Origin of the sequence: Frisingicoccus caecimuris (assembly GCF_004340975.1) — a bacterium.
GTDB classification, from domain to species: Bacteria; Bacillota; Clostridia; order Lachnospirales; family Lachnospiraceae; genus Frisingicoccus; species Frisingicoccus caecimuris.
On the sequence record NZ_SLXA01000002.1, the window covers coordinates 209,746 to 223,862 of the forward strand.

Below are 14,117 nucleotides of genomic sequence, written 5' to 3' on the forward strand. Positions count from 1 at the left end.
ACCCATTCGGGCATACTTTTAATCCATAAAATATTTACAGCATTAAAAAAGAGGCACAGAAACCCTCTTCTGTACCTCAAATTTTATACTCTGTTCCGTTTTTATAAGTCCGAACCCAGAGAAGCCAGTATTGCTTTCAATGCTGTCTCTTCATCTTCGCCGTCACAAATGATTTCAAATTCCGAATTCTGCTTAATTCCCAGACTGAGAATACTTAAAAGACTTTTCCCATTCACCGTCCGACCGCCGCATGAAAGATAAACTTCGCATTTTTTAAACTTAATCGCTGCTTCGGCAATATCACCTGCCGGTCTTAAATGTACACCAATCGGATTCTTAACAAGCACTTTTTCTTTTACCATAATTACTGCCCCCAACATTGTCTTAATCAAGTGTAGTCTTATTTTTATTATAACATACTTTATTATGAAAACTCCATATTATTTTCAGAATTTTCACATACACTTTTCATCTCGTATGTGGCGATATTTCTCCCGTGTCGCCATGCCGCCGCGAATATGTCTCTCGGACTTATTGACGTCAAGTACCATCCGGGCCTGTCTGGCCAAAACCGGATTAATTGTCAGAAGTCGTTCCGTGACATCCTTATGTACCGTCGATTTACTGATTCCAAACTGCCCGGCCGTCTGCCTCACCGTGGCATTATGTTCTATAATGTAGGTTGCAATCTCAATCGCCCGCTCTTCAATATAATCTTTCAAGGGAACCCCCGGAAATATCTGTTTTTACAGTGTATGCAGGATTGATACCAAGTATGCGGGTGCTTCTTTTGTCAAAAAAGTCTTATTTATTTCATCATCTCCAGCGGCTTTCCCGTCATCGCAAAAGGTTCTAATAGTACTTCCACTTCTCTTTCTGAAAGCAAACCTTTTTTCAAAACGAGTTCCTTGACCGGCGTTCCTGTTTTTAAAGATTCCTTTGCTATGCTCGCCGCTGCCGCATAGCCAATGGCCGGGCATAGCGCGGTGGATATACCCACGCTGGCATCCACCAGTTCGGCGCAATGCTTCGGATTGGCCGTAATTCCTTCGATGCAATTGTCATTCAACGTCCCGGCGGCACGGCCCAATGTCTCGATAGATTCGAAAAGATTATAGAAAACCACCGGCTCAAAGGCATTTAATTCAAGCTGGCCAGCCTCCGCCGCCATAGTGATTGTAAAATCATTTCCAATAATATTAAAGGCTACCTGGGATACGACCTCCGGAATGACCGGATTAATTTTTCCAGGCATGATCGACGAGCCATTTTGCCGGGCCGGAAGATTAATCTCTTCAAATCCAGTCTTTGGCCCACTGCTTAGAAGCCGCAGATCATTGCACATTTTTGACAGATTTACAGCACAGGTTTTAAGCGCCGCAGATACACTTACAAACCCGTCCAGATTTTGGGTTGCATCAAACAAGTCATCGGCCATCACAAAATTTTCGCCGGTCACTTTACTGATATTGCCACATATATTTTCAAGATATAAGGGACTGACATTAATACAGGATCCAATAGCCGTTCCACCCATATTTAAAATGCGCATAAACTGTTTTGTTGATTCAATCCTCTGAATGTCCCGTTTCAGCACAGAGGCATATGCATGGAAAGACTGTCCAAGACGCATCGGTACCGCATCCTGAAGCTGAGTTCTGCCCATTTTTAAAATCGGATCAAATTCTCTGGACTTAGCCATCAGACTGTCATACAATCGCTGAAGCTGAAACAGCATTTTCTCCATCAAAACAAGGGTAGTCAGTTTTCCCGCACTTGGAATAACGTCATTGGTTGACTGGGCCATATTGACATGATCGTTCGGATGAACCAGGCCATAATCGCCCTTTTCTCCGCCTAACCATTCGATTGCCCGATTGGCGATGACTTCATTGGCATTCATATTGGCCGAAGTCCCGGCACCGCCCTGGATGGCATCCACTATAAATTCTTTTTTGAAAAGCCCACCAATAATCTCATCACAGGCTTTTATAATGGCTTCGGAAATTGTTTCTGAAAGCTGTCCCGCATCCCGATTAGTCATCGCCGATGCTTTTTTAAGTTTTGCCATACTTTTAATAAATTCCGGATGTAAAGGCCGATAGGTAATTGGAAAATTCTGCCTTGCACGCAGTGCCTGAACCCCATAATAGGCCGTCGCCGGAACATCCATTTCCCCGATAGAATCCGCTTCCGTCCGTATCTTTTTCATTGAATTTTTCCTCCCGTGATTTCAAATAATCCTTTTTATGCCATCAAGATACACCCAAAAATCCATAAAGTAAACATCTTTTCAAAAGATATGAAAATAAAATGGATTGTCCCGATTTTAACTTTTATTTTTTAAGTTGAACAAAAAAAGACCTTATTTTCTAAAGTTTGATTGATAAATTTATTGTGTTTTCGACCATATGCGCATATACTTATTAAGTAGACACATTATAATTCCACGAATGAAAAAAGGAGATTTTATTTATGGATCAGATTGATGCAAAACTGATCATGCTGCTGCAGCAAAACGCCCGAGTGTCTTTAAAAGAACTGGCAAAAGAAGTTTTTCTCACCACTCCGGCCGTATCCGCCCGAATCGAAAAGCTGGAAAAAGAAGGTATCATCACCGGATATAGTGCGAAAATCAATCCCATCAAGCTGGGCTATCACATTACAGCCTTTGTCAACCTGGAATTACAACCGACACAAAAAAAAATATTCTACCCTTTTATTGAGAAAATTCCAAATGTGATTGAATGTAATTGTGTCACCGGCACTTATTCCATGTTGATGAAAGTTGCATTTCCAAGTACAATAGAATTGGAAACTTTTATCGGAAGACTTCAAAAATTTGGAAAGACCCAGACCCAGATTGTCTTCTCAACCCCGGTACAACCAAGAGGATTAAATATTCAACAAAAGAATTAAGGAGGAACTTATGAAAAAATTTATTGAAGAATTTAAAACATTTGCTCTGCGCGGGAATGTCATGGACATGGCCATCGGTGTTTTGATCGGCGGCGCTTTCTCAGGTATCATCACATCGCTCACCGATAATTTTATTCAGCCAATCATTGATGTGATCATGGGCCGGGCAGCCTACACTTTAGAGGACGTGGCCTTATTCGGCTCCAATTTTATCTCTGCTGTCATCAATTTTATTATCACGGCTCTCATCCTGTTCTGCCTGTTAAAGGCAATGAATAAACTATTGTCTGTTGGTCGTAAGGAAGAAGCTCCGGCTGCCCCGACAACCAAAACATGTCCATACTGCAAAAGTGAAATTTCCATTGATGCAACACGCTGTCCGCATTGCACATCTGAACTTTCCTAAAAAGGCTAAAGGGCTTCGGAAATCTCCAAAGCCCTTTTACCCTTTTATCCAAAATCTCTGTTTCCACAGTAAAAATTATTTTCCTCCAGGTTTTCGATATTTTCACTGACCCAGGGCTGACCCCGCATAACACGGGACAACTGCATTTCAAACTTTTCCCCCTGATATACAAAGGTCAGTGCATCTTCAACCCTTCCCTTTTTTACCTTGAAATCCGTAATATATTCCCATGGAATCAGCGCCGCGTCTCCCTGCAGTTTTTTCCCATTCGTCTCAAAAACGCCAAAATACTCTCTGGAAAAATAAAACAGATAACTTCGTGTCTCATTGAAAGACACATGGTGAAAAGCTGCCAAAAGCAGTGTTTTTTTCCAGTTCACCTTCACCTTCGTATGTCCCGGCACAATATTGTGATGATAGTACAGATTCCTTTCGGAAACAAGTTGGTTTATCAAATCCTGCATCTGCCCTTGCCCCTTTCAAACCTCTATGCCTGAACCGGCCGACCAATCTTCAATGGAAGATTGACACCGATTGGATTGACCAGCACACCTGCTGCATCCTTCGGAAGAAATCCAAGTATTTTTTCCGGTTTCACCATGGCCGTACCGAATTTTGAATTCTGATTCATCATCTGAAACTTCTGAAATTCCTGCACATCGGTAAAAATCGGCAGCAGAGTTTTTCCATCCTTCTGTTTCATGATAGCAATGCCTTTATCCTCCCGAACAGCAAGGATAAATGTTCCCTCACTGTAATGGGCAAGCAATTCCTCCTGAAGTTCTTTCAGCATTTCTGTCAGTTGATTGTGTGGTTTTCTGCGCAGTTCCTGCATGAAATACAAAGCTGTCAAATGAAATTCTCTGTTCTCAATCCGGACGGTTCCCTCCGGAAGCTTCTGATTCTCCGGTCTGCGTACTAACTCTTCCAGCTGTATGGCTATTTCCGAATCTGTTCCCTTATTCACAACCAGACAATTGACTCCCATCGGATATAATCCGGAATAAAATGGCAGAAAGTTCTTTTTTTCGATTTTTACCATTTGGACCGGATTCCCTGACTCATTGAACTGTTCGGATTCCTGAGCACCATCCGCTTCGTCGAAGAAAATAAAAACCTCGTCGTCATAAGTTTCCGAATCACACAACACAAACGGCATCCGGGTACATTTTGAATACATCACATAGACATTTTCCCTCTGACGCAGCTGAACCAGTACCTCATTTTTATTTACACTCATTTTTGTCTACCCCTCTTTAATCTGCAAGTAATTTTTTCGTCAGTTTTTTCACTTTTTTCTTACATTTACCACAGGCTTTTCCAGCCTTCGTCGCCTTTTTTATATCTTTAAATGAAGTTGCTCCATCCGCTACGGCATCGGCAATATCGCCTTTGGTCACATGATAACAGGAACAGATTTCTTTTTTACGATTCATTATGTTCATACCTCTATAATAACTCTTTTAGCTTGCCGATCAAATCTATATCTGCCGGCAGCCAGTCCACACTTTCCAGAGTATCTTTTGTCAGCCATCTTGCTGCCTCATGCTCTTTCAACACTAATCGGCCAGAAAGCACTTCGCACAAATAGCAATACATCGTCAGGTGGAATTGGGAATAATCATATTCTACCACATATATTAATTTTCTGATAGTGATTTCCGTATCCAGTTCTTCTTTAATCTCCCGCGCCAATGCTTCTTCCGGCGTCTCGCCCGGTTCAATCTTCCCACCTGGAAATTCCCATCCATCCTTAAAATCGCCATATCCCCGCTGAGTGGCAAAAACTTGATTTCCTTTTTGAATAATGGCCGCTGCCACTTTTACTGTTTTCATACATTCTCACCCAAATTCTGAACACGAATTCTTTCCAGCAGATGAAATACAGGCCCCATATTCTGCTTTACGAGTTGTTTCTGGGTCTGATATAACTCCCGATATTTTTCCGTATTTTCCTTTTCCGGATAATAAGTCTTTTTAACTTCTAAATACCCTTCCAGACGTTCTTTAATTTCATGAATGTCCTCAACTGCATAGGCTCCGAACATACAGTTGATAACTACAGCGCCGCCCGCATTTTTAAATGTGATGACTTTACTGTCCAACATATCTGATTTCATCTGATTCCACAGATCATCTCTGCTGCCGCCCTCGGTAATGGCAATGCGGCTCAAATCCACACCAGCGCCCCGATAAATATCTGTGATTTCCATATAATCATATCCAATGGCTTCCAGTACCGCTCGCCAAAGCACTGTCTGATCCGTATCCATCGTCATATTCAAAAAGCATCCGCAGGCGTTGGCGATTTCTCCCATACCGCCGGTCAGATAAGGCAAAAACAATACGCCATTGGCACCGACAGGTACTGCCCTGGCCCCTGCACTCAAATCCTGATAATAATCCCCGTCTTCCTCTTTTTTACATATATTATCCTTATACCAGCGCAGAGCAAGTCCTCCGGTCCGGATAAATCCCCAATAGAAATAGGTTCCCGGCAGTGTGCCGCTATTAAAAATCAACCCGCTGCCCTTTCGGCTCAGCTCCGGTACGATTCCATCCGTTGACACGCAAAACATAGAACAGGTTCCGGCCACATCCACCGCATGTCCCGCCTCCAGAATACCGCTGCCGATCATGGACTGCATCGTATCTCCGGCACCGGCGCAAATTGGAATTCCCGCCGGGAGACCGGTTTCTTCCGCTGCCTCTTCCGTCAATTTGCCAATAATATCCCACGGTTTCACAATTTTCGGCATATATTTCATATCCAGTTTAAGAAGGTCCAACTGCTCTTTTGACCATTCTTTCGTGTATACATTATAGCCAAGTCCCCATCCGGACATGGCGCCCCAGTCAATAAACATCTCCTCAGCGGAAAGCCCTGCCAGATGGGCCAAAATATAAGGGGCATTATGGATAAACTTCGCACCTTTTTCCTGAAATGCTTTACTATTTTCCAGAAACCACCGGGCAAACATGGCTGGAAACATGCAATTTGCTTCCGCATTTCCCGTCTCTTTCCCCCATATATCCAAATTCATTGCATTTATCGCCTGTACATCCCTGGCTGTCCGCGAATCCAGATAATTAATATACGGAGTGATCGCATGCCCCTCTCTGTCCACGCCGGCAATGCCGCAGATAATACCGTCACCCATGATTGATTGAATTCCTTCCACAGCAAGCCCCTTCGCCCTCATCTGCTCCGCGCACTCTTTCATACACGCCTTTGTCAGGCGCAGATATTCATCCACATCCATTTCCACCCATCCCGGATTTGGATAATAAATCGTCGTCGGTTTACTGGCTGAAGCCACACACTCCATTCTTTCATTACAAATCACAACTTTAACGCTCTGTGTTCCCGCATCAAACCCCACATAATATTTTTCCATTTCAGGCTGCTCCTTCCTGCAACACAAAAAGCTCCAAATACATACATATTCAGAGCTTTTAAATATCAAAAATAAACACTACATTTACTTTCTTCTCTCATCCAGACTATACTGTCGGTTTCGGAATCACACCGAATCATGCCTTATGGCTCGCGGACTTTACCGCCGGTAGGGACTTTCACCCTGCCCTGAAGAAATTTAACTGTCTTTATTATACACTACCTTTACGGCATTGGCAAGCAGTTCAGCACAGCCGGTCACTTCACTGTCATAGTAAGCTTTAAAACGTTCATCCGCCACGTACATCGCTGCAATACCCTTATGAATTTCCGGTGAATATTGGCTCAAAGTCATGCTTAGCCATTCCCTGTGAAGTTCCACGATTCTCCTGGCCGCGTCACTCTCCGGACCGGCACCGTCCAAAACAGCTTTTTTCAAAGCAAGCTTTATTTCATCCTCCAATGCTTTAAAATGCTGCCATTCCTCTTCTGACATATTCATCATTTTCCGGTTTGACGCATTCACCGCATCATCTCCGTATTTCGCGCGAATTTCCCTGCCATATCTTTCTTCGTTTTTATGGACAAGCTCATCCTTAAATGCCTGAAACTTTTCACTATCTTTCATTTCACATTCTCCTTTTATTGACCCTATCGTTTGCTTTACTGTCCAAATGAGAGAATCCACATGTTTCCTCTGATTTTCTAACACGACCAGATGTTCTTCCAACGCCTTTACAATATCAAAGTTCTCTTCATAAATGATTTTCCGAATCTGTTTCAGATCAAAACCTCGCTCTCTGTAAAACAGAATCTGCTGTAAAACAGCCACCTCTGAATCCCCATAAAAACGATATCCGGCATCACTTACATACAGGGGTTTTAAAAGTCCAATTTCATCATAATAACGCAGAGTGCGTGCACTCACTCCGGCCAGCTCCGATAATTCTCTGATACTATAAGCCATTTTTCTCTCCTCCTTTGGTACAAATTGAGCATAACACCTGACGCAGCGTCAAAGTCAAGAAGAAATTTCAAGCATTTTTTATATGTATCATCCTCTTTTACGATTATTTTTTGCTGACATACTTGAATATGTCATCATCCGCTCGTATCTCTGTTTATTTAACAAAGCAATGTCTTTTAATTCAGTTTTATAACTATCTTTATTTAATATATGAATTTTTCGATGACAATTTGGACAAACCGCTACTACATTATCAATTTCATCTTTTCCGCCGTTTGCTAATTCCTGCACGTGATGTTCTTCCAAATAGGGCTCACCATAATTATCTATAAAAGGGGCTTCTGCTTTACACCATTGACATTTTCCCATCGCTATTCGTTTCACTAATGCTTTCAAATATGGATTTCTATAATATACTGTTGTTTCCGCCTTCTTAGGTCCCTTAGCAGAAGCATTTATTTCAAAACGTCTACCTAATTCTTTATTGGGTAATTTTACAATATCTCTTTCGTATGCCTCTTTAATTTTTTTTTCAAAAGTATCTACCAATTTAAGCGGAAATATCCATACATCGCGCATATTACCATGATCATCTGGCTGCCTTGTTTGATATGGTTCTCTCGCTAAAACGACCACACCTCTATACGTATAAACTGTTTTCTCCATAACTTCAAATAGATGCACTTCTACTCCATTAGAATTTGAATAATATAATGTGCCATTTTGGTTACCATTCAAAACTTGATTTCCCACTTTTCCCATGCCCGTATAATATAGAACTCCCTCTCGCCATTCATCTCGATACAACCCTTTTGTCTCATCTGAAATTATAACTAAAGTCCCCGTTTTTTTAGACCGACGCATGCCTCCCATATTACCACAAGCAAAAATTTTTACAACATCTGCATTTGTTATCTTATCTCCCAGTTCAAGTCCTGGATCAAATGACATAAAAACCGCCTCCTTTGTAACTTTACATTATATTATCACATTAAACAAAAATTCGGAATTCCATCTTATCCCTTTGCTCAAGGAATTTTCTCTTCTAATAAACACTCCAGCAAGAAACGAAAGCACCTCTACCCTCAACAGCTAGGTGCCCTTTTTCAAGCAGAATCTACGCCAAAATCACCATGGTAATGACAGGAACCAACCAAATATACACGCTTGTACGATATCTTCATTTTTTAAAAACAAGCCGCCCTACGAAATCACATTTCGCAGGGCAGCCCGTCTCATCAAGTCTACGCTTCATCTCTGTCATTGGTCAGTTTTAATTTATCAAGTACATAAAATATAAGACTTAATCCCATCGCCACGATACAGGCCAATACCATTCCCGTCAATTGGATGTTGCCAAATTGTACGGCAATGCCGGAAAGGCCGGTAACAAAAACAACGGAAGTCAGGGTCAGGTTCCTTGAACGGCCATAATCTACCTGAGAATCCACCAGAATACGAATACCCGAAGCGCCGATCATGCCGTAGAGCAGGAAAGAAATACCTCCGATCACCGGCCCCGGAATGGTCTGAATCAGCATGGAAAGTTTGCCTACAAAGGAACAGACAATCGACAGTATAGCCGCTCCGGCAATCACCTGCACACTGTATACTTTTGTTACTGCCATAACGCCGATATTTTCACCATAGGTTGTCGTCGGTACGGAACCGATCAAACCTGAGATCATCGTCGACAGATTATCTCCCAAAAGGGACCGATGCAGCCCCGGGTCCTTCAGCAAATCCCGTCCGACAATTTTGCTCGTAACAACCTGATGGCCGATGTGCTCCGACGCAATTACAAGAATGACGGGCAAAATCGTAATGATTGCCTCGGCACTGAACCTCGGTGTCTGAAAATTTGGTACGGCAAACCAGGGTGCCGCGGCAATTTCCGCAAAATTCACGATACCGCAGGCCAAAGCAGCCACATATCCGGCAATGACCGCAATCAAAATCGGTATAACGGATAAAAATCCACGGAATACAATATTGCCAAAAATAGCCACGCCTAAAGTCACCAGAAATACGATCACATTCTCAGGTATGATCACCTCATCCAACAGCCCCGCATTGCTCGCCGCATTTCCGGACAATTCAAGACCGATCAGGGCGACCACCGGCCCCATTGCCGCCGGAGGCAGCACAATGTCAATCCAGTCCGAGCCGAATTTATAAATGATCAACGCCAGCACACAACCGCAGAATCCGACGGCTACAAAGCCGCCCAGGGCATATTCATATCCCATCTTACTGATAACGATTCCCGCCGGCGCCAGGAAAGCAAAGCTTGAGCCCAGATAAGCCGGAGCCTTCCCCTTCGTAATAGCAATAAACAACAGGGTTCCCACACCATTCATAAACAGAACGATGGCCGGACTGATTCCAAACAAAAACGGTACTAACACTGAGGCGCCAAACATGGCGAACATATGCTGAATGCTCAGCGGAACCAGTAAATTAAAAGGTACCTTCTCCTCCACCTGGATAATTCTTCTGCTTTCCATTTATTTTCCTCCCTTGTTCAATTTCTGTTCACAGTATATCACACAAAAGAAGAGATTGGAATCGCAGGATTTTTATTTTCAAATATTGGAAGCCAGAAAATTTTTCATTTCCTGTAGATGCCTCTGTGCATCCTGACGGCCTAACTGGTACACTCGTTTGAGTTTTTCCGGATCTTTTTCCGTCCGTCCAATGGTAATCGGTTCACTCGGCTGAAGCAGAAATACTTCGCCCCGTTCCTCCAGTTTTTTTACCGCTTTCAGAGAACCATTATAATTCCGATGCCGCCTTTTCATAGCTTTTGCAATCTCCGGATATTTCCTCATAAACACTTTAAACATCGGAATCATTCGGGTTGGCTTTTTTCTATAACCGGCCGGCTGAGTTAAAACAACAATATTTTTCTTATAGCCCTGCTTTAAGAACCATCGAATCGGAATAGAATCAGAAATACCGCCGTCCAGCAGATCATAACCGCCGACAGACACAATCCGGGATACCAGCGGCATGGAAGCTGAAGCCCGCATCCACTGAATATCTTCCGCATCGCCCCTGTTACACAGATGATATACCGGGCGGCCCGTGTGTACATCCGTACATGTCACATAAAAATCTACCGGATTCTCCTGATATGTTTTCACATCAAAGGGATCCAGACGGGTCGGAAGCTCATTGTAACAGAATTCCGCCCCATACAAATCTCCGGTTTTAATTAAAGATTTCAGGCTGACATAACGTTCATCGGAACAGTATTTTGTATTATAACGAATGACTCTTCCAATCTGTTTCGACTTATAATTACACCCAAAAACGGCTCCGGCGGAAACTCCGATCACGCCGTCCACTTCCACATGATTTTCCATCATGACATCCAACACTCCGGCGGTGTACATGCCGCGCATGGCCCCGCCCTCTAATACCAATCCTGTTTTCATTCATCTGTCCCTTTCATATTATTTTTATCAATAAACAACGGCTCCAAAAGGCATCAGCGCCAGCTTTGCTAATTTAAAATGCTGCAATCCGAAAGGAATTCCGATAATCGTCACACACAGAACAGCCCCGAGCGCCGCATGTTCCAATGCCAGCGGTAAGCCGGAAACAATAAGCCAGACAACATTTAAAAGAAAAGAACAAGCTCCGCCGCCATACGCTACTTCTTTGCCAAAAGGAAAAAAACTCAGTCCTGCAAATTTAAAGCACTGCATTCCGACAGGAATACCAACAATCGTGATACACCAGAGACATCCGGCCAGACACCAGCTCAGTCCGGAAATAGCTCCACCGCACAAAAACCATAAAATATTACCTAAACATCCCATAAAATAACCACCTTTCTATATACCCTATCGCGCGAAGCCAGACGGAGCGCGCCCATGCGGACATCTGACATACGGTATGCCAGAATGGGTATACCTTACCATGGATGACTTTCCATATTTTTTAAATCCATCAATATACTCTCCACCCGGAAAATCGCATCTTCAACCTGATCTCTGGCTTCTGCGATTTTACTCTGAACCATATAGTCCACCAACAGGTTATCAAAAAATATATCCGCAAACGAAAGGAAATCGCTGACTTCCAGCTTTAAGTCCATTGGAACATGAATATCCCCGAGTTCCTTCCGCAGCCTTTTCAAATCCTGTTTTGCCCTTTCCATACATTCAGACGCCCCGTCCATCTGGGAACGTTTCATCAAGCTTGAAAAGAAACCTCCCCCGATCATATCGAAAAAGCCCCAATTTCTCGCACTGTTTAATTTAGCCTGTGCTGCTTTCAGACTTGTAAGGGCTCTTTCACCAGCATCAATTGCTTCTCTGATTTCCCGGTTCATTAATTCGTTACTCATTTTACTCCTCACTTTCTGCGCAATCTCTTGCGGCAGTCCGTCGTAATCTTCCTATCCGTCTGATAAAAAAAGACCTTTATCATGACGTCTGCCACAATAAAAGTCTTGCTATCTCATTTGATACGGATACTTCTTAAGTATCGGTTGACGATTTCAAACCCACCCTCGCGGGTGTTCAGCTACTCCCTTTTTTGCTTAATACTAATATATCACCTTATCGACATTTCCGCAAGAGATTTTTTCCCTTCCAGTCATGTATTGCGGTCTGCCCGGAAGGGCATACCGTATGTCAGATGCTCCGCATGGGCGCGCTCCGTCAAGCTTCGCGCGATATAGTATCATTTTTTAGATCTTCGACATCGATAACCCGATATCCGGCCTGAATGAGCGCCTCAGCTAAAATTCCCCGGCCTTCAATCAGTTTCTTTGAAAACGTACCATCATAAATCTGCTTCACACCACAGGTTGGACTTCGGGACTGCAGCACTGCATATTCAATATCCTCATTCTGAATCTGCTCCATCACTCTGGCAACCCCCTGACGATACAAAACATCGACATTTTTCCCATGAATGTCTGTAACAACGCCTTCCACAATTTCCACAGGCGGTCTTGGAACCGGCATACCGGCAGCCACCTCCGGACATACCTCGATGACCGCTTTTCCATTTAGAAAATCCTGAAGTTCAACGCTGTAATTGTTGCCTCCGTTATATTTACAATTCCTGCCCATCAGACAGGCGCTCACTAATACTTTCATGCACGACATCCCTTTATTCATTCTCCTCGGCCAGATATGCATTGATAGAAGTTACCGTTTGGTCCACATTAAGGCCATGGACGGTACAGGCCATTTCCAAAGATTCACTCGTTGCCGAAGCACAGGTCACACAGTGCATCCCTGCCTGCATCAAAAAATCCCCCATACCCTTATCCATGGCAAGAATCTGCCCCATTTTTGTATCTCTGGTCACCATGAAATCTTTATTATCCTTTGCGGCCGTTATTTCTCCATTGGCCTCTTTGGCGTACATTTCATCCCGCATCACCGTACCAACACAATAAGCAATCATAGGTACAGCAATAATAAGAATTCCGATAATTATTGTCTGCATATTTCCTCCGCCTTTCTTTCCTGAAATAATGCCTGCGCATTACAGAGCACATGAAATATCATACCATATAATATCGGAATTCTCCATAAAATATCAAATTTTTACTGTTTTTTCACCACCGGAATCCACACTTCAAACTTAGCATTCTGGGGATCCGGACTGATATACAGTTCCACATCCGGCCCATTGTCGTATTCGTAACCAGAAGTTGGCAGCCATTCGGTGACAATCCGCTGCTCCAATTGCTGGATCGCCTGCGGGCAAATACCTTCGCCCGGAAAAATTGCCCATGTAAACGACGGGACTGTATACGCTTCAAAAACACCATCTGCGGTCATTGAACTTGCGACCGCAATAAAATATTTCCATTCTTCATCTGAGTTACAGGCGCTCACACCCAGAACCCCCTTCACCGGTGTATCCATCATACCCGCCAGCTTTGGAATCGTCCCGTCCACAGCGGCGTCCTGCCACATCTTCGGAACAATGGCAAAGTTCTTTTCAATCTCTTTGTACAATGGCCGAGATACGCCGACAATCCGAAAGGCTTCTTTCTTCTCAATTCGATAATTCATTTCTTCGACTCCCTTCACAGTGATCTTAAATGTCATCGGAGGGAAGGATTTCACAGAAACCCCTTGACTCCGCACAAGGGATGGTGCAATTCCATGAATCGTCTGAAAGGCCCGGTTAAAAGCCGTCGGCGAACTGTAACCATACTTCAGGGCTACATCAATTATCTTTGCATCGCCGCCCTGCAGGTCCACTGCGGCCAAAGACATTTTACGCCGCCGGATATACTCAGACAAAGAAACATTTGCCATATATGCGAACATCCTCTGAAAATGATAGGTCGAACAGCCGGCTATTTTTGCAAGTTCCTCATAATCAATCTCATCGGCCAAATGCTCTTCAATATAGTTTATCGCTTCATTTAATCTCTCAATCCATTCCAT

Annotated in this window: 19 protein-coding genes and 1 riboswitch; of the genes, 2 read left to right on the forward strand and 17 right to left on the reverse strand. The window is 43.4% G+C overall.

The genetic code is table 11. From position 1 onward, the window contains the following. Positions 1-101 precede the first annotated feature (101 nt). From EV212_RS03430 to EV212_RS03440, 3 genes are all read right to left on the reverse strand, one after another. The gene (locus EV212_RS03430) at positions 102-362 is read right to left on the reverse strand and encodes an HPr family phosphocarrier protein (RefSeq protein WP_165873283.1); all 261 of its coding nucleotides are present in this window, start codon (positions 360-362) and stop codon (positions 102-104) included. 93 nt (positions 363-455) lie between these two features. Then, the gene (gene spoIIID, locus EV212_RS03435; protein ID WP_132088896.1) at positions 456-722 is read right to left on the reverse strand and encodes a sporulation transcriptional regulator SpoIIID; all 267 of its coding nucleotides are present in this window, start codon (positions 720-722) and stop codon (positions 456-458) included. 86 nt (positions 723-808) lie between these two features. After that, positions 809-2,212 carry an aspartate ammonia-lyase gene (locus EV212_RS03440; protein WP_132088899.1) on the reverse strand — a complete coding sequence of 468 codons (1,404 nt, stop codon included), beginning with the start codon at positions 2,210-2,212 and terminating at the stop codon, positions 809-811. A 263-nt stretch (positions 2,213-2,475) separates the two neighbouring features. Here EV212_RS03440 and EV212_RS03445 point away from each other — a divergent pair, with 263 nt between their 5' ends. Together EV212_RS03445 and mscL are read left to right on the forward strand one after the other, a co-directional pair. Further along, entirely contained in the window at positions 2,476-2,919 is a 444-nt protein-coding gene (locus EV212_RS03445) for an Lrp/AsnC family transcriptional regulator (RefSeq protein ID WP_132088902.1), read from the forward strand. A 10-nt stretch (positions 2,920-2,929) separates the two neighbouring features. Next, positions 2,930-3,325: a large conductance mechanosensitive channel protein MscL gene (gene mscL / locus EV212_RS03450; RefSeq protein WP_132088905.1), complete on the forward strand. Its 396-nt coding sequence runs from the start codon at positions 2,930-2,932 to the stop codon at positions 3,323-3,325. Between the two features lie 44 nt (positions 3,326-3,369). On the opposite strand, the gene EV212_RS03455 is transcribed toward mscL, so the two are convergent. From EV212_RS03455 to EV212_RS03520, 14 genes are all read right to left on the reverse strand, one after another. Beyond that, positions 3,370-3,789, reverse strand: a complete 420-nt coding sequence (locus EV212_RS03455; RefSeq protein WP_132088908.1) for a hypothetical protein — start codon at positions 3,787-3,789, stop codon at positions 3,370-3,372. Positions 3,790-3,812: 23 nt separating this feature from the next. Beyond that, entirely contained in the window at positions 3,813-4,565 is a 753-nt protein-coding gene (locus EV212_RS03460) for an SseB family protein (RefSeq protein ID WP_132088911.1), read from the reverse strand. A 16-nt stretch (positions 4,566-4,581) separates the two neighbouring features. After that, complete coding sequence (locus EV212_RS03465; RefSeq protein WP_132088914.1) at positions 4,582-4,761, reverse strand: (2Fe-2S)-binding protein; 180 nt, start codon at positions 4,759-4,761, stop codon at positions 4,582-4,584. 13 nt (positions 4,762-4,774) lie between these two features. Next, positions 4,775-5,161, reverse strand: coding sequence for an 8-oxo-dGTP diphosphatase MutT (gene mutT, locus EV212_RS03470; protein ID WP_132088917.1), 387 nt, complete (start codon positions 5,159-5,161; stop codon positions 4,775-4,777). Next, on the reverse strand, positions 5,158-6,723 hold the full coding sequence (locus EV212_RS03475; protein WP_132088920.1) for an FGGY-family carbohydrate kinase: 1,566 nt from the start codon (positions 6,721-6,723) through the stop codon (positions 5,158-5,160). Before EV212_RS03475 ends, mutT begins: the two co-directional genes overlap by 4 nt. A gap of 85 nt (positions 6,724-6,808) precedes the next feature. After that, positions 6,809-6,923: riboswitch (FMN riboswitch) on the reverse strand. Next, positions 6,922-7,689 carry a MerR family transcriptional regulator gene (locus EV212_RS03480; RefSeq protein ID WP_132088922.1) on the reverse strand — a complete coding sequence of 256 codons (768 nt, stop codon included), beginning with the start codon at positions 7,687-7,689 and terminating at the stop codon, positions 6,922-6,924. Its footprint overlaps the riboswitch before it by 2 nt. Before the next feature lie 87 nt (positions 7,690-7,776). Beyond that, on the reverse strand, positions 7,777-8,640 hold the full coding sequence (locus tag EV212_RS03485; RefSeq protein ID WP_132088925.1) for an HNH endonuclease: 864 nt from the start codon (positions 8,638-8,640) through the stop codon (positions 7,777-7,779). Positions 8,641-8,933: 293 nt separating this feature from the next. Next, entirely contained in the window at positions 8,934-10,196 is a 1,263-nt protein-coding gene (gene uraA / locus EV212_RS03490) for a uracil permease (RefSeq protein WP_132088928.1), read from the reverse strand. Positions 10,197-10,274: 78 nt separating this feature from the next. Further along, on the reverse strand, positions 10,275-11,129 hold the full coding sequence (locus tag EV212_RS03495) for a patatin-like phospholipase family protein (RefSeq protein WP_132088931.1): 855 nt from the start codon (positions 11,127-11,129) through the stop codon (positions 10,275-10,277). Between the two features lie 27 nt (positions 11,130-11,156). Further along, a complete protein-coding gene (locus tag EV212_RS03500; RefSeq protein WP_132088934.1) occupies positions 11,157-11,516 on the reverse strand; it encodes a YccF domain-containing protein in 360 nt (119 codons plus the stop codon). Between the two features lie 95 nt (positions 11,517-11,611). Then, on the reverse strand, positions 11,612-12,046 hold the full coding sequence (locus EV212_RS03505) for a hypothetical protein (protein ID WP_132088937.1): 435 nt from the start codon (positions 12,044-12,046) through the stop codon (positions 11,612-11,614). Positions 12,047-12,362: 316 nt separating this feature from the next. Further along, positions 12,363-12,806: a DUF523 domain-containing protein gene (locus tag EV212_RS03510; protein ID WP_132088940.1), complete on the reverse strand. Its 444-nt coding sequence runs from the start codon at positions 12,804-12,806 to the stop codon at positions 12,363-12,365. Positions 12,807-12,819: 13 nt separating this feature from the next. Beyond that, positions 12,820-13,161: a DUF1858 domain-containing protein gene (locus EV212_RS13640; protein WP_243115442.1), complete on the reverse strand. Its 342-nt coding sequence runs from the start codon at positions 13,159-13,161 to the stop codon at positions 12,820-12,822. Positions 13,162-13,262: 101 nt separating this feature from the next. Further along, positions 13,263-14,117, reverse strand: a complete 855-nt coding sequence (locus EV212_RS03520; RefSeq protein WP_132088943.1) for an AraC family transcriptional regulator — start codon at positions 14,115-14,117, stop codon at positions 13,263-13,265.

Bases quoted from the DNA above. Each gene is read 5' to 3' on its own strand.
- EV212_RS03430 (WP_165873283.1), bottom strand. From the start codon at position 362: ATGGTAAAAGAAAAAGTGCTTGTTAAGAATCCGATTGGTGTACATTTA.
- EV212_RS03440 (WP_132088899.1), bottom strand. From the start codon at position 2,212: ATGAAAAAGATACGGACGGAAGCGGATTCTATCGGGGAAATGGATGTT.
- EV212_RS03445 (WP_132088902.1), top strand. From the start codon at position 2,476: ATGGATCAGATTGATGCAAAACTGATCATGCTGCTGCAGCAAAACGCC.
- mscL (WP_132088905.1), top strand. From the start codon at position 2,930: ATGAAAAAATTTATTGAAGAATTTAAAACATTTGCTCTGCGCGGGAAT.
- EV212_RS03455 (WP_132088908.1), bottom strand. From the start codon at position 3,789: ATGCAGGATTTGATAAACCAACTTGTTTCCGAAAGGAATCTGTACTAT.
- EV212_RS03460 (WP_132088911.1), bottom strand. From the start codon at position 4,565: ATGAGTGTAAATAAAAATGAGGTACTGGTTCAGCTGCGTCAGAGGGAA.
- EV212_RS03465 (WP_132088914.1), bottom strand. From the start codon at position 4,761: ATGAATCGTAAAAAAGAAATCTGTTCCTGTTATCATGTGACCAAAGGC.
- mutT (WP_132088917.1), bottom strand. From the start codon at position 5,161: ATGAAAACAGTAAAAGTGGCAGCGGCCATTATTCAAAAAGGAAATCAA.
- EV212_RS03475 (WP_132088920.1), bottom strand. From the start codon at position 6,723: ATGGAAAAATATTATGTGGGGTTTGATGCGGGAACACAGAGCGTTAAA.
- EV212_RS03480 (WP_132088922.1), bottom strand. From the start codon at position 7,689: ATGGCTTATAGTATCAGAGAATTATCGGAGCTGGCCGGAGTGAGTGCA.
- EV212_RS03485 (WP_132088925.1), bottom strand. From the start codon at position 8,640: ATGTCATTTGATCCAGGACTTGAACTGGGAGATAAGATAACAAATGCA.
- uraA (WP_132088928.1), bottom strand. From the start codon at position 10,196: ATGGAAAGCAGAAGAATTATCCAGGTGGAGGAGAAGGTACCTTTTAAT.
- EV212_RS03495 (WP_132088931.1), bottom strand. From the start codon at position 11,129: ATGAAAACAGGATTGGTATTAGAGGGCGGGGCCATGCGCGGCATGTAC.
- EV212_RS03500 (WP_132088934.1), bottom strand. From the start codon at position 11,516: ATGGGATGTTTAGGTAATATTTTATGGTTTTTGTGCGGTGGAGCTATT.
- EV212_RS03505 (WP_132088937.1), bottom strand. From the start codon at position 12,046: ATGAGTAACGAATTAATGAACCGGGAAATCAGAGAAGCAATTGATGCT.
- EV212_RS03510 (WP_132088940.1), bottom strand. From the start codon at position 12,806: ATGAAAGTATTAGTGAGCGCCTGTCTGATGGGCAGGAATTGTAAATAT.
- EV212_RS13640 (WP_243115442.1), bottom strand. From the start codon at position 13,161: ATGCAGACAATAATTATCGGAATTCTTATTATTGCTGTACCTATGATT.
- EV212_RS03520 (WP_132088943.1), bottom strand. From the start codon at position 14,117: ATGGAATGGATTGAGAGATTAAATGAAGCGATAAACTATATTGAAGAG.